Here is a 12791-nt window from a genome sequence, read left to right on the forward strand (position 1 = left end):
ATGGAGACGATCTCGATCGAGCGGGACGCGCGCGGCGTGGCAACGCTGTGGCTGGACCGCGAGGACAAGCACAACGCCCTGTCGGCGCAGATGATCGCCGAGCTGCACGAGGCGGCGACCCAACTGGGCGCGGATGACTCGGTGCGGGTCGTGGTGCTGGCCGCCAAGGGCAAAAGCTTTTGCGCGGGCGGCGATCTGGGCTGGATGCGCCAGCAGTTCGAGGCAGAGCCCGCCGTGCGCATGGAAGAGGCCGGCAAGCTGGCCTGGATGCTGCAGGCGCTGAACACCCTGCCCAAGCCGCTGATCGGGCGCGTGCAGGGCAATGCGTTCGGCGGCGGGGTCGGCATGGCCTCGGTCTGCGACATCGCCATCGGGGCGGATACGGTGCTGATGGGGCTGACCGAAACCCGGCTGGGCCTGATCCCGGCCACCATCGGCCCCTATGTCTGCGCCCGCATGGGCGAGGCGAACGCGCGCCGCGTGTTCATGTCGGGCCGCCGGTTCGACGCGGCCGAGGCGGTCTCGCTTGGGTTGCTGGCCAAGGCGGTTCCGGCCGCCGATCTGGACGCCGCAATCGAGGCCGAGGTCGCCCCCTACCTGGACTGCGCCCCCGGCGCCGTGGCCCGCGCCAAGGCGCTGCTGCGCACCCTTGGGCCGCGCATCGACGAGGCGACGATCCTGCACACCGTGGGCGAGCTGGCAGCCTGCTGGGAGGGCCAGGAAGCCCCCGAGGGGATCGGCGCGTTTTTCGACAAACGGAAACCTTCCTGGCAGGGCTGAGCCCGGCTGGAGGGGCGCTTTGCAGGCGCGAATCTCTTTCGCTGAAAACACGGGCGGCGCGGTCAAACGCGCCGTTTTTCTTGGCCAAACATGCATATTGGCTGCCCCTTTACCCAGAATCGCGAAAAAATTTTCGGGGTGGTTCGGGGCCTCATGGGGCCTGATCGGGGAATTTCACTACCCAACCCCAAAAAAATCCCGCGCGAATTGCCGCAGCGCAACGCAGAAAGCCTTTGTGTGCCGTTGTATACCTGATTTTTCCCAACATCTTCACAATGATGAATGTGTCTCAGGTTCGGTTGACCCCGAAGGGGCGCGGGAGTAAACCCGGCAAAGCAAAATCAGCCTACTGACTGCGCGCCCGCGCATGAAAGGAGCCACCGTGGAAGAGATGCTGAGGGAATACCTTCCCATTCTCGTCTTTCTGGCCATCGCCACTGCTCTTGGCCTTGTTCTTATCCTTGCAGCCGTGATCCTGGCCGTCCGCAACCCGGACCCGGAAAAAGTGTCGGCCTACGAATGCGGTTTCAACGCGTTCGACGATGCGCGGATGAAGTTCGACGTCCGGTTCTACCTGGTGTCGATCCTGTTCATCATTTTCGACCTGGAAATCGCGATGCTGTTCCCCTGGGCCGTGGCCTTCAAGGACGTCAGCATGGTCGGCTTCTGGTCGATGATGGTGTTCCTGGGCGTGCTGACCGCAGGCTTCGCCTATGAGTGGAAGAAAGGGGCCCTGGAATGGGAGTGATGACCGGTGCGAATACGGCTGGCTTCGACCGCGAAGTCGCCACGCAGGAGCTGAACCGCGAGCTTCAGGACAAGGGCTTCCTGCTGACCACGGTGGACGACATCATCAACTGGGGCCGCACCGGCTCTCTGCACTGGATGACCTTTGGTCTGGCCTGCTGCGCGGTTGAAATGATGCACACCTCGATGCCGCGTTACGACGCCGAACGCTTCGGGATCGCGCCGCGCGCGTCCCCGCGTCAGTCGGACGTGATGATCGTGGCCGGCACGCTGACCAACAAGATGGCCCCGGCGCTGCGCAAGGTCTACGACCAGATGCCCGAGCCGCGCTACGTGATCTCGATGGGGTCCTGCGCCAATGGCGGGGGCTACTACCATTACTCGTATTCGGTGGTGCGCGGTTGCGACCGCATCGTGCCCGTGGACGTCTACGTCCCCGGCTGCCCGCCGACCGCCGAGGCGCTGCTGTATGGCTTCATGCAGCTGGCCCGCAAGATCCGCCGCACCGGCACGATCGTGCGCTAAGGGGGAAGAAGAATGAGCACCGCTCTGCAAGAACTGGCGACCCATATCGAACTGAAACGCTCGGCCGACGTGATCGGCTGGGATGTTGCGTTTGGCGAGCTGACCATCGACGTCACCCCCGGCAAGATCGTGGATTTCGTCGAATTCCTGAAAACCGACCCGACCTGCAAGTTCTCGACCCTGGTGGACATCACCGCCGTCGATTACCCGGATCGGGCCAAGCGGTTCGACGTGGTCTATCACTTCCTGTCGATGTACCAGAACCACCGCATCCGCCTGCGCGTCTCTGTGCGCGAAGAGGACATGGTGGCCTCGATCGTCGACGTGCACCCCTCGGCCAACTGGTTCGAGCGTGAAGTGTTCGACATGTTCGGCATCCTGTTCACCGGCCACCCGGACCTGCGCCGTCTGCTGACGGACTATGGTTTCCGCGGCCACCCGCTGCGCAAGGATTTCCCGACCACGGGCTACACCGAAGTCCGCTATGACGAAGCGCAGAAACGCGTCGTCTACGAGCCGGTGAAACTGGTGCAGGAATACCGCCAGTTCGATTTCATGTCGCCGTGGGAAGGGGCCAACTACATCCTGCCCGGCGATGAAAAGGGGAATGCGAAATGATGGACGGCTCGAAGTTTGACGACGGCAGCGTTGACGCGCTGAGCGGCGAGCAGAAAATCCGCAACTTCAACATCAACTTCGGCCCGCAGCACCCGGCAGCGCACGGCGTGCTGCGTCTGGTGCTGGAGCTGGACGGCGAGATCGTGGAACGCTGCGACCCGCATATCGGCCTGCTGCACCGTGGCACCGAAAAGCTGATGGAATCGCGCACCTATCTGCAGAACCTGCCCTATCTGGACCGCCTCGACTACGTGGCGCCGATGAACCAGGAACATGCCTGGTGCCTGGCGATTGAAAAACTGTGCGGCGTCGAAGTGCCCCGCCGGGCGCAGCTGATCCGCGTTCTGTACTCGGAAATCGGCCGTATCCTGAACCACCTGCTGAACGTGACGACGCAGGCGATGGACGTTGGCGCCCTGACCCCGCCGCTGTGGGGCTTCGAAGAGCGCGAGAAGCTGATGATCTTCTACGAGCGCGCCTGCGGTGCCCGTCTGCACTCCAACTACTTCCGTCCCGGCGGCGTCCACCAGGACCTGCCCGACCAGCTGGTTGACGATATCGAGGAATGGGCGATCGAGTTCCCCAAAGTCCTGGACGACATCGACGGCCTGCTGACCGAGAACCGGATCTTCAAGCAGCGTAACTGCGACATCGGTGTGATCACCGAAGACGACATCCAGAAATACGGCTTCTCGGGCGTCATGGTCCGTGGCTCGGGCCTGGCATGGGACCTGCGCCGCGCGCAGCCCTATGAATGCTACGACGAGTTCGAGTTCCAGGTCCCCGTCGGCAAGCACGGCGACTGCTACGACCGCTACCTGTGCCGCATGGAAGAGATGCGCCAGTCGATCAGCATCATCCGTCAGGCCATCGGCAAACTGCGCGAAGCCACCGGCGACGTGCTGGCCCGTGGCAAGCTGACCCCGCCGAAACGCGGCGAGATGAAGACCTCGATGGAGGCGCTGATCCACCACTTCAAACTCTACACCGAAGGGTTCCACGTCCCCGCTGGCGAAGTCTACGCCGCGGTCGAGGCACCCAAGGGCGAGTTTGGCGTCTACATGGTCTCGGATGGCAGCAACAAGCCCTACCGCGCCAAGCTGCGCGCGCCCGGCTTCCTGCACCTGCAGGCGATGGACCACGTGGCCAAAGGTCACCAGCTGGCGGACGTCGCGGCCATCATCGGCACCATGGACATCGTGTTCGGGGAGATCGACCGCTGATGCGCTTCGTGCTTCTTTCTGACCAAAATACTCCCGCCGGAGGCGTCCAACACCGCCCCGCAGCCGAAGGGACCAAGTAATGCTCCGCCGTCTGTACAAAGACCAACCCGCTTCCTTCGCCTTCACCCCGGCCAACCAGGCCTGGGCCGAGGCGCAGATCACCAAGTACCCCGAAGGGCGTCAGCAATCGGCGATCATCCCGCTGCTGTGGCGCGCACAAGAGCAAGAGGGCTGGCTGACCCGTCCGGCGATCGAAACCGTCGCCGACATGCTGGGCATGGCCTATATCCGCGCGCTCGAAGTGGCGACCTTCTACTTCATGTTCCAGCTGCAGCCGGTCGGCTCGGTGGCCCATATCCAGATCTGCGGCACGACCTCGTGCATGATCTGCGGCGCCGAGGATCTGATCGCGGTTTGCCGCGAAAAGATCGCCGACAAGCCCTTCACCCTGTCCGCTGACGGCAAGTTCAGCTGGGAAGAGGTGGAATGCCTGGGCGCGTGCACCAACGCTCCGATGGCGCAGATCGGCAAGGACTATTACGAAGACCTGACCGCAGAAGGCCTGGCCAAGATGCTGGACGACATGGCCGCTGGCAAAGTGCCGGTGCCGGGTCCGCAGAACGGCCGTTTCGCAGCTGAACCGCTGGGTGGCCTGACCTCGCTGAAGGATTTCGACAGCGGTCACACCAAGTACAACGCTTCGGCCCAGCTGGCGACCGACATCGGCGACAGCATCAAGCGCATCGACGGCACCGAAGTGCCGCTGCTGACGCCTTGGCTGAAGAACCGCACCAGCAAGCCCGCAGCCCCCGCACCGAAACCCGAAGCGCCCGCGCCCAAGCCGGTCGCCAAGCAGGTTGAGGACGCCAAGGCCGCCGCAGCGGACGTCGCCGAAGCCGAACCCGAACTGCTGACCGCGGCCCGTGACGGCAAGGCTGACGATCTGAAGAAGATCAAGGGCGTCGGACCCAAGCTGGAGCAGACCCTGAACGAGCTGGGCTTCTTCCACTTCGACCAGATCGCCAAGTGGACCGAAGCCCAGATTGCCTGGGTTGACAACCGCCTGAAGTTCAAGGGCCGTATCCAGCGTGATGGCTGGATCGATCAGGCCACGAAACTGGCGGCTGGCGAAGAGACGGAATTCTCGAAGCGCGTCGACAAGGGCGACGTGTACTGAGGCGGATGAGGGATGGCTGACCGGGACGCAGAACTGGCACGCAAGGGGCGCAAGGTTGCGCTTTTGATCGCGGGTACGGGTGCGTTCTGGATCGCCGCCACCTTCATCGGAGGACAAATGGGTCTGGACATGCGCACCCGCGCTTTGTTCGACCTGATCGCCCTGGCCGGGTTCGTTCTGGCCATCGCGATGATCTATCAAATCTGGCGCGCGCGCCAAAACGATCAGAGGTAAACGGATGCTGAAGGATCAAGACCGTATCTTTACCAATATCTACGGTATGCACGAGCGGACCCTGGCGGGTGCCCGCGCCCGTGGGCATTGGGACGGCACCGCCGGGATCATCCAGAAGGGCCGCGACTGGATCATCAGCGAGATGAAAGCCAGCGGTCTGCGTGGCCGTGGCGGCGCGGGCTTCCCGACCGGTCTGAAATGGTCCTTCATGCCGAAGGAAAGCGACGGTCGCCCGGCCTATCTGGTGATCAACGCCGACGAATCCGAACCCGGCACCTGCAAAGACCGCGAAATCATGCGCCACGATCCGCACACGCTGATCGAAGGGGCGCTGATTGCGTCCTTCGCGATGAACGCGCACACCTGCTACATCTACCTGCGCGGCGAATACATCCGCGAGCGTGAGGCGCTGCAGGCCGCCATCGACGAGTGCTATGACGCGGGCCTGCTGGGCAAGAACGCGGCTGGCTCGGGCTATGATTTCGACCTGTTCCTGCATCACGGCGCCGGCGCCTATATCTGCGGCGAAGAAACCGCGCTGATTGAATCGCTGGAAGGCAAGAAGGGCATGCCCCGGATGAAGCCGCCGTTCCCGGCTGGCGCGGGTCTCTATGGCTGCCCGACCACCGTGAACAACGTGGAATCCATCGCCGTCGTGCCGACCATCCTGCGCCGCGGCGCCAGCTGGTTCGCAGGCTTCGGCCGTCCGAACAACGCAGGCACCAAGCTGTTCGCGATCTCGGGCCACGTCAACAACCCCTGCGTCGTCGAAGAAGCGATGTCGATCACCTTCGAGGAACTGATCGAGAAGCATTGCGGCGGCATCCGTGGCGGCTGGGACAACCTGCTGGCCGTGATCCCCGGTGGCTCTTCGGTTCCGTGTGTGCGCGGCGAAAAGATGCGCGACGCGATCATGGACTTCGACTATCTGCGTGGTGAGCTGGGCTCGGGCCTGGGCACCGCGGCCATCATCGTGATGGACAAGCAGACCGACATCGTGAAAGCAATCTGGCGTCTGTCCAAGTTCTACAAGCACGAAAGCTGCGGCCAGTGCACGCCCTGCCGCGAAGGCACCGGCTGGATGATGCGCGTCATGGATCGCCTGGTCAAAGGCGAGGCCGAGATGGAAGAGATCGACATGCTGTGGGACGTCACCAAGCAGGTCGAAGGCCACACCATCTGCGCCCTGGGCGACGCAGCCGCATGGCCGATCCAGGGCCTGATCCGCAACTTCCGCGATGTGATCGAGGATCGCATCAAGGCACAGAAAACCGGCCGTATCAGCGCCGTCGCAGCGGAGTGATCCAGATGCGTGGTGCGGTTCTGTCCCTGGTATGCCTAAGCTTGCTGGCCGGATGCGGAAGCATGGCCAACAAGCAGCGCATTGCCTTTGACGGCCATTACTTCAAACCCAAGATCACCCACCTGAAGGATGATCCGCGGATGTTTGACGTGACGGTGCCGGGCGCCAAGCAAAGCCGCGAAGGCGCAGAAGATGCCGGCCGCTACGAAGCCACGCGCCATTGCGTGACCAACTACGGCAATTCCAAGCTGGAATGGCTGGTCGTCGAGGAAACCGACGCGCGCGATGCGAAACTGGACTCGGATGTCCTGATCCTGCGGGGACGCTGCGAGGGATGATGAATTTCGCTGTCATATCAGGGGTTTGGGCAGGTTGTTATTGCATGACAACCGACCTGCGCCCCATCTCTTCCAGAGATGGGCGGACGCGTTTTGCGTCCCGCCCGGCTCTGTCGAAAGGAGATATGACATGCGCCTGATTCCGACCCTGATCGCGACCTCGATGCTGGCCAGTGCCTCGATGGCGGCAGCCCTGCAGCCGCTGCGCGAAGTCAAGGAAATCGACGACGGCCTGTTCGCTGTCGCCGTCGCCGACGAGATTCGCCAGCAATGCGATGGCATCTCGGCCCGGCTGTTCCGCGCGCTGGGATATATCAACACGCTGGAATCCCGCGCCAAAGAGCTGGGCTACAGCGAGCAAGAGATCAAAGCCTACGTCAAATCCCCCGAGGAAAAGGCGCGGATGCGCGCCCGTGGCGAGGCCTACCTGAAAGCCAACGGCGTAAGCTATGCCGATAAGGAAACCTTCTGCACTCTCGGCCGGGCCGAGATCGAGAAGGGCACCCTGATCGGTCAACTACTGAGAGCAAAGTGAGACCCCATGTCTGACCTACGCAAGATCATTATCGACGAGACCGAGATCGAAGTGGAAGGGGCGATGACCCTGATCCAGGCCTGTGAACAGGCCGGGGTCGAAGTGCCGCGCTTCTGCTATCACGAGCGTCTGTCGATCGCGGGCAACTGCCGCATGTGCCTGGTCGAGGTCGTGGGCGGCCCGCCCAAACCCGCCGCATCCTGCGCGATGCAGGTCCGCGACCTGCGTCCGGGGCCGGAAGGCCAGCCGCCGGTGGTGAAAACCAACTCGCCGATGGTCAAGAAAGCCCGCGAGGGCGTCATGGAATTCCTGCTGATCAACCACCCGCTGGATTGCCCGATCTGCGACCAGGGCGGTGAATGCGACCTGCAGGACCAGGCCATGGCGTACGGCGTCGATTTCAGCCGCTACCGCGAGCCCAAGCGCGCCAGCGAAGACCTGAACCTGGGTCCGCTTGTGGAAACCCACATGACCCGCTGCATCAGCTGCACCCGCTGCGTGCGCTTCACCACCGAAGTCGCCGGCATCACCCAGATGGGCCAGACCGGCCGTGGCGAGGACAGCGAGATCACCAGCTACCTGAACGAGACGCTGGCCTCGAACATGCAGGGCAACATCATCGACCTGTGCCCGGTTGGCGCGCTGGTCTCGAAGCCCTACGCCTTCACCGCGCGTCCGTGGGAACTGACCAAGACCGAAACCATCGACGTGATGGACGCTCTGGGTTCGAACATCCGCGTCGACACCAAGGGCCGTCAGGTCATGCGCATCATGCCGCGCAACAACGACGGCGTGAACGAGGAATGGCTGTCGGACAAGTCGCGTTTCATCTGGGACGGCCTGCGTCGTCAGCGTCTGGACACGCCCTATATCCGCGAAAACGGCAAGCTGCGTAAGGCAAGCTGGGGCGAAGCTCTGGCCGCCGCCGCAGCCGCAATGAAGGGCAAGAAGGTTGCCGCTCTGGTCGGCGATCTGGCCCCGGTCGAGGCGATTTTCGCGCTGAAACAACTGGTTACCGGTCTGGGCGGCTCGATTGAATCGCGCACCAACGGCGCGGTTCTGCCGGCTGGCAACCGCTCGGCCTATGTCGGGACCGCCGCGATCGAAGATATCGACACCGCCAAGGTGATCTACCTGGTCGGCACCAACCCGCGCAACGAAGCCCCCGTGCTGAACGCTCGTATCCGCAAGGCATGGGCCAAGGGTGCGGATGTGCGCGTGATCGGGCCGAAGGCTGATCTGACCTATGAAACCACCGATCTGGGCATGGGCCGCGAGGCGCTGATGCAGGCCGTGGCCGATGCGGGTGAAACCGCCAATGCCATCGTCATCGTGGGGCAGGGCGCCATCACCGAGGGCGACGGCATCAAGGTTCTGGCACAGGCGCAGGCGCTGACCGAGAAACTGGGCGGTAAGATGCTGGTCCTGCACGGCGCGGCCAGCCGCGTTGGCGCGATGGACGTCGGCGCCGTGACCGAAGGTGGCCTGGAAAAGGCGCTGGACGGGGCCGAGGTGATCTTCAACCTCGGTGCGGACGAAGTCGAAGTCGGCGCAGGCCCGGTGGTGATCTACCAGGGCAGCCACGGCGACCGCGGTGCGCACCGTGCGGACATCATCCTGCCCGCCGCCGCCTATACCGAGGAAAACGGCCTGTTCGTGAACACCGAGGGCCGCCCGCAACTGGCGATGCGCGCCGCGTTCGCACCGGGTGAGGCCAAGGAAAACTGGGCCATCCTGCGCGCCCTGAGCGCCGAGCTGGGGGCAGCACTGCCCTATGACAGCCTGGCCCAGCTGCGTCAGGCCCTGATCGCCGAAGTGCCGCATCTGGCGCAGATCGATCAGGTCGTCGCGAACGAGTGGCAGGCGCTGGAAACCGCGCCGCTGAAAACCGGCGAGTTCCGCCTGGCCATCGCCTCGGACGATCAGTTCTATCTGACCAACCCGATCGCGCGGGCCAGCGCTCTGATGGGCGAACTGGCGGCCAACGCCAAGGCGCGCGCGGCAACCCCGGTGGCGGCCGAGTGATGATCCGGGCTGCGCTCATATCCCTGGGGATGACGGCCTCGGTCGCAGGTTGCGTGAACGCGCAGCCTGAGGCCGCGCCGTTCCATCCCGACTATCGCGGGATCGAGACGCAGCTGCTGGACGGCGACCTGGTCAACTTCGTGGTGACCATGGGCGGGGCCCGGACGGCCGAGGACGTATCGGATTACGCGGAATGTGCGGCTGCACAGTACACGCTGATCCGTGGATATGGGTTCGCGCGCCATCTGCGCACGAATGTAGAGCAACAGGGCGGCCTGTGGCGGGGGGATGCTGTGTATACCATCTCGTCTGCGCTGCCTCGCGGTTTGAGGACGATCGACGCCGAAGTCGTCGCTGCTCATTGCGCGGAAAACGGAATACCGACGGTGTGAGGACCTAATGGCAGACTTCTTTACCACCCCCTTCGGAATAGCGATCATCATGGTGGCCCAGACGCTGGCCGTCGTCGCCTTCGTGATGATTTCGCTGCTGTTCCTGGTCTATGGCGACCGCAAGATCTGGGCCGCAGTTCAGATGCGCCGCGGCCCCAACGTGGTGGGCGTGTTCGGCCTGCTGCAATCGGTGGCGGACGCCCTGAAATACGTCGTCAAAGAGGTGGTCATCCCCGCCGGTGCCGACAAGGTCGTCTTCATCCTGGCCCCGATGACCAGCTTCGTGCTGGCCATGATCGCCTGGGCGGTGATCCCCTTCGCGGATGGCTGGGTGCTGTCGGACATCAACGTCGCGATCCTGTACATCTTCGCGGTCTCCTCGCTCGAGGTGTACGGCGTGATCATGGGTGGCTGGGCGTCGAACTCGAAATACCCGTTCCTGGGGTCGCTGCGGTCTGCCGCACAGATGATCTCGTACGAGGTGTCGCTGGGCCTGATCATCATCGGCATCATCATCTCGACCGGCTCGATGAACTTCGGTGACATCGTGCGCGCGCAGGACGGTGCTTATGGCTTCTTCAGCTGGTACTGGCTGCCGCACTTCCCGATGGTGTTCCTGTTCTTCATCTCGGCGCTGGCCGAAACCAACCGCCCGCCGTTCGACCTGCCCGAAGCGGAATCGGAACTGGTGGCTGGTTACCAGGTGGAATACTCGGCAACCCCGTTCCTGCTGTTCATGGCTGGCGAATACATCGCGATCTTCCTGATGTGCGCCCTGGTCTCGCTGCTGTTCTTCGGCGGCTGGCTGTCGCCGATCCCCGGCCTGCCCGATGGCGCGCTGTGGATGGTGGGCAAGATGGCGTTCTTCTTCTTCATCTTCGCCATGGTGAAGGCGATCACCCCGCGCTACCGCTACGACCAGCTGATGCGGATCGGTTGGAAAGTGTTCCTGCCGCTGTCGCTGGGCTGGGTTGTCCTGGTGGCGTTCCTTGCAAAATTTGAACTTTTCGGCGGTGCCTATGCCCGCTGGGCGATTGGAGGCTGATCCATGGCATCGATCGATTACGGACGCGCGGCCAAGTACTTCCTGCTGGCCGACTTCGTGAAGGGGTTCCAGCTGGGCCTGAAGTATTTCTTCGCGCCCAAGGCCACCCTGAACTACCCGCATGAAAAGGGCCCGCTGTCGCCGCGTTTCCGCGGGGAACACGCCCTGCGCCGCTATCCCAACGGCGAAGAGCGTTGCATCGCGTGCAAACTGTGCGAGGCGATCTGCCCCGCCCAGGCGATCACCATCGACGCGGAACCCCGCGACGACGGCAGCCGCCGCACCACGCGCTATGACATCGACATGACCAAGTGCATCTATTGCGGCTTCTGCCAAGAGGCGTGCCCGGTCGATGCCATCGTCGAGGGCCCGAACTTCGAATTCGCCACGGAAACCCGCGAAGAGCTGTTCTACACCAAGGAAAAACTCCTGGAGAACGGCGAGCGTTGGGAAGCCGAGATTGCCCGTAACCTCGAACTGGATGCGCCCTACCGATGAGTGACCCGACCAACCCGTTCGAAATGCTGATGCAGCAGGCTCAGGCCATGGCCAAAGCCTTCAACCCGGCGCTGGAGTCCTTCTCGCCCAAGGGCTTCGAGTCGCTGTGGCCGACCATGCCCAAGGACATGATGGAGATGGCCTTTGGCAAGGGCATCAGCAAGGACGGGCTGGACGCCAAGACCCGCCTGCTGCTGACGCTGGCCGGTCTGACCATGCAGGGGGCCCAGAACGAAACCGGGTTCAGAATGACCGTGCGCCACGCCCTCGAGGCCGGCGCGACCAAGGATGAAATCGCCGAGACCGTCGCACAGATGTCGATGTTCGCAGGCATTCCCGCCATGACCAAGGGCATGCAATTGGCCCGCGAGGTGATGGACGACAAAGAGGACAAAACGAAATGACGATTGCAGCGCTGGCATTCTATCTGTTCGCGATCTGCGCCATCATCGGGGGTCTGTTCACCGTGATCAGCCGCAACCCGGTGCACTCGGTGCTGTGGCTGATCCTGGCATTCCTCAGCTCGGCGGGCCTGTTCGTCCTGCTGGGGGCGGAATTCGTGGCCATGCTTCTGGTCATCGTCTACGTGGGCGCCGTCATGGTGCTGTTCCTGTTCGTCGTGATGATGCTGGACGTGGACTTTGCCGAGCTTAAGGCGGAAATGGCGCGCTACATGCCGCTGGCCCTGCTGATCGGCGTAATCATCCTGATGCAGCTGGGCATGGCCTTTGGCGTCTGGCAAACCGCTGAAACCGCCGAGGCCGCGCGCACCGCCGTCGCCCCGGAAGGCGTGGAAAACACCGCCGCGCTGGGTCTGCTGCTGTACGACCGCTACTTCCTGCTGTTCCAACTGGCCGGCCTGATCCTGCTGGTTGCGATGATCGGGGCGATCCTGCTGACGCTGCGCCACCGCCGCGACATCAAGCGCCAGGACGTGCTGGCGCAGATGTACCGCGATCCGGCGACCGCAATGGAACTCAAAGACGTGAAACCGGGGCAGGGCCTGTAAGGCCCGCCGCTGGAAGAATAAGGACCGAGGGAAACATGATTGGTATAGAACATTACCTGACAGTGGCGTCCGCGCTGTTTGTCATAGGTATCTTTGGCCTCTTCCTGAACCGGAAGAACGTGATCATCCTCCTGATGTCGATCGAGCTTATGCTCTTGTCGGTCAACATCAACCTTGTCGCCTTCTCCTCCTTCATGGGGGATCTGGTGGGCCAGGTGTTCACGCTGTTCATTCTGACCGTCGCCGCCGCCGAGGCAGCGATCGGTCTGGCCATCCTTGTCGTCTTCTTCCGCAACCGCGGAACGATCGACGTCGAGGACATCAACGTGATGAAGGGGTAAA

17 protein-coding genes are annotated in these 12791 nt (G+C 63.1%); all 17 read left to right on the forward strand.

From position 1 onward, the window contains the following. The 17 genes from E7681_RS11820 (at position 1) to nuoK (ending at position 12790) form a co-directional block, all read left to right on the forward strand. Entirely contained in the window at positions 1 to 780 is a 780-nt protein-coding gene (locus tag E7681_RS11820) for a crotonase/enoyl-CoA hydratase family protein (RefSeq protein ID WP_136339509.1), read from the forward strand. 382 nt (positions 781 to 1162) lie between these two features. Continuing rightward, positions 1163 to 1528 (forward strand): NADH-quinone oxidoreductase subunit A, encoded by a 366-nt coding sequence (locus E7681_RS11825; protein ID WP_136339681.1) that lies wholly within the window; start codon positions 1163 to 1165, stop codon positions 1526 to 1528. Next, positions 1519 to 2052, forward strand: coding sequence for a NuoB/complex I 20 kDa subunit family protein (locus E7681_RS11830; protein WP_235891383.1), 534 nt, complete (start codon positions 1519 to 1521; stop codon positions 2050 to 2052). The genes E7681_RS11825 and E7681_RS11830 overlap by 10 nt, the downstream gene beginning before the upstream one ends. 12 nt (positions 2053 to 2064) lie before the next feature. Continuing rightward, positions 2065 to 2670, forward strand: coding sequence for an NADH-quinone oxidoreductase subunit C (locus E7681_RS11835; protein WP_136339510.1), 606 nt, complete (start codon positions 2065 to 2067; stop codon positions 2668 to 2670). Beyond that, entirely contained in the window at positions 2670 to 3893 is a 1224-nt protein-coding gene (locus E7681_RS11840; RefSeq protein ID WP_211089798.1) for an NADH-quinone oxidoreductase subunit D, read from the forward strand. The genes E7681_RS11835 and E7681_RS11840 overlap by 1 nt, the downstream gene beginning before the upstream one ends. Positions 3894 to 3972: 79 nt before the next feature. Continuing rightward, entirely contained in the window at positions 3973 to 5070 is a 1098-nt protein-coding gene (gene nuoE, locus E7681_RS11845; protein WP_136339512.1) for an NADH-quinone oxidoreductase subunit NuoE, read from the forward strand. A 12-nt stretch (positions 5071 to 5082) separates the two neighbouring features. Beyond that, positions 5083 to 5304: a DUF5337 domain-containing protein gene (locus E7681_RS11850; RefSeq protein WP_136339513.1), complete on the forward strand. Its 222-nt coding sequence runs from the start codon at positions 5083 to 5085 to the stop codon at positions 5302 to 5304. Between the two features lie 4 nt (positions 5305 to 5308). Beyond that, positions 5309 to 6607 (forward strand): NADH-quinone oxidoreductase subunit NuoF, encoded by a 1299-nt coding sequence (nuoF, locus tag E7681_RS11855; protein ID WP_136339514.1) that lies wholly within the window; start codon positions 5309 to 5311, stop codon positions 6605 to 6607. Between the two features lie 62 nt (positions 6608 to 6669). Then, entirely contained in the window at positions 6670 to 6945 is a 276-nt protein-coding gene (locus E7681_RS11860; protein ID WP_136339515.1) for a hypothetical protein, read from the forward strand. A gap of 130 nt (positions 6946 to 7075) precedes the next feature. Next, positions 7076 to 7480 (forward strand): DUF5333 domain-containing protein, encoded by a 405-nt coding sequence (locus E7681_RS11865; protein WP_136339516.1) that lies wholly within the window; start codon positions 7076 to 7078, stop codon positions 7478 to 7480. A 6-nt stretch (positions 7481 to 7486) separates the two neighbouring features. Then, positions 7487 to 9505: an NADH-quinone oxidoreductase subunit NuoG gene (gene nuoG, locus E7681_RS11870; RefSeq protein ID WP_136339517.1), complete on the forward strand. Its 2019-nt coding sequence runs from the start codon at positions 7487 to 7489 to the stop codon at positions 9503 to 9505. Further along, positions 9505 to 9897 carry a hypothetical protein gene (locus E7681_RS11875; protein ID WP_136339518.1) on the forward strand — a complete coding sequence of 131 codons (393 nt, stop codon included), beginning with the start codon at positions 9505 to 9507 and terminating at the stop codon, positions 9895 to 9897. The genes nuoG and E7681_RS11875 overlap by 1 nt, the downstream gene beginning before the upstream one ends. A 7-nt stretch (positions 9898 to 9904) precedes the next feature. Beyond that, positions 9905 to 10942 carry an NADH-quinone oxidoreductase subunit NuoH gene (gene nuoH / locus E7681_RS11880; protein ID WP_136339519.1) on the forward strand — a complete coding sequence of 346 codons (1038 nt, stop codon included), beginning with the start codon at positions 9905 to 9907 and terminating at the stop codon, positions 10940 to 10942. Between the two features lie 3 nt (positions 10943 to 10945). After that, the gene (gene nuoI / locus E7681_RS11885) at positions 10946 to 11440 is read left to right on the forward strand and encodes an NADH-quinone oxidoreductase subunit NuoI (RefSeq protein WP_136339520.1); all 495 of its coding nucleotides are present in this window, start codon (positions 10946 to 10948) and stop codon (positions 11438 to 11440) included. Next, positions 11437 to 11844, forward strand: coding sequence for a carboxymuconolactone decarboxylase family protein (locus tag E7681_RS11890; RefSeq protein ID WP_136339521.1), 408 nt, complete (start codon positions 11437 to 11439; stop codon positions 11842 to 11844). Before nuoI ends, E7681_RS11890 begins: the two co-directional genes overlap by 4 nt. Further along, positions 11841 to 12449 carry an NADH-quinone oxidoreductase subunit J gene (locus E7681_RS11895; RefSeq protein WP_136339522.1) on the forward strand — a complete coding sequence of 203 codons (609 nt, stop codon included), beginning with the start codon at positions 11841 to 11843 and terminating at the stop codon, positions 12447 to 12449. The genes E7681_RS11890 and E7681_RS11895 overlap by 4 nt, the downstream gene beginning before the upstream one ends. Positions 12450 to 12484: 35 nt before the next feature. Further along, positions 12485 to 12790 (forward strand): NADH-quinone oxidoreductase subunit NuoK, encoded by a 306-nt coding sequence (gene nuoK, locus E7681_RS11900; RefSeq protein WP_136339523.1) that lies wholly within the window; start codon positions 12485 to 12487, stop codon positions 12788 to 12790. Position 12791 lies beyond the last annotated feature (1 nt).

The sequence above is a fragment of the Thalassobius vesicularis genome, from assembly GCF_004799325.1.
Lineage (GTDB): Bacteria > Pseudomonadota > Alphaproteobacteria > Rhodobacterales > Rhodobacteraceae > Thalassobius > Thalassobius vesicularis.

Bases quoted from the DNA above. Each gene is read 5' to 3' on its own strand.
- E7681_RS11820 (WP_136339509.1), top strand. From the start codon at position 1: ATGGAGACGATCTCGATCGAGCGGGACGCGCGCGGCGTGGCAACGCTG.
- E7681_RS11830 (WP_235891383.1), top strand. From the start codon at position 1,519: ATGGGAGTGATGACCGGTGCGAATACGGCTGGCTTCGACCGCGAAGTC.
- E7681_RS11835 (WP_136339510.1), top strand. From the start codon at position 2,065: ATGAGCACCGCTCTGCAAGAACTGGCGACCCATATCGAACTGAAACGC.
- E7681_RS11840 (WP_211089798.1), top strand. From the start codon at position 2,670: ATGGACGGCTCGAAGTTTGACGACGGCAGCGTTGACGCGCTGAGCGGC.
- nuoE (WP_136339512.1), top strand. From the start codon at position 3,973: ATGCTCCGCCGTCTGTACAAAGACCAACCCGCTTCCTTCGCCTTCACC.
- E7681_RS11850 (WP_136339513.1), top strand. From the start codon at position 5,083: ATGGCTGACCGGGACGCAGAACTGGCACGCAAGGGGCGCAAGGTTGCG.
- nuoF (WP_136339514.1), top strand. From the start codon at position 5,309: ATGCTGAAGGATCAAGACCGTATCTTTACCAATATCTACGGTATGCAC.
- E7681_RS11860 (WP_136339515.1), top strand. From the start codon at position 6,670: ATGGCCAACAAGCAGCGCATTGCCTTTGACGGCCATTACTTCAAACCC.
- E7681_RS11865 (WP_136339516.1), top strand. From the start codon at position 7,076: ATGCGCCTGATTCCGACCCTGATCGCGACCTCGATGCTGGCCAGTGCC.
- nuoG (WP_136339517.1), top strand. From the start codon at position 7,487: ATGTCTGACCTACGCAAGATCATTATCGACGAGACCGAGATCGAAGTG.
- E7681_RS11875 (WP_136339518.1), top strand. From the start codon at position 9,505: ATGATCCGGGCTGCGCTCATATCCCTGGGGATGACGGCCTCGGTCGCA.
- nuoH (WP_136339519.1), top strand. From the start codon at position 9,905: ATGGCAGACTTCTTTACCACCCCCTTCGGAATAGCGATCATCATGGTG.
- nuoI (WP_136339520.1), top strand. From the start codon at position 10,946: ATGGCATCGATCGATTACGGACGCGCGGCCAAGTACTTCCTGCTGGCC.
- E7681_RS11890 (WP_136339521.1), top strand. From the start codon at position 11,437: ATGAGTGACCCGACCAACCCGTTCGAAATGCTGATGCAGCAGGCTCAG.
- E7681_RS11895 (WP_136339522.1), top strand. From the start codon at position 11,841: ATGACGATTGCAGCGCTGGCATTCTATCTGTTCGCGATCTGCGCCATC.
- nuoK (WP_136339523.1), top strand. From the start codon at position 12,485: ATGATTGGTATAGAACATTACCTGACAGTGGCGTCCGCGCTGTTTGTC.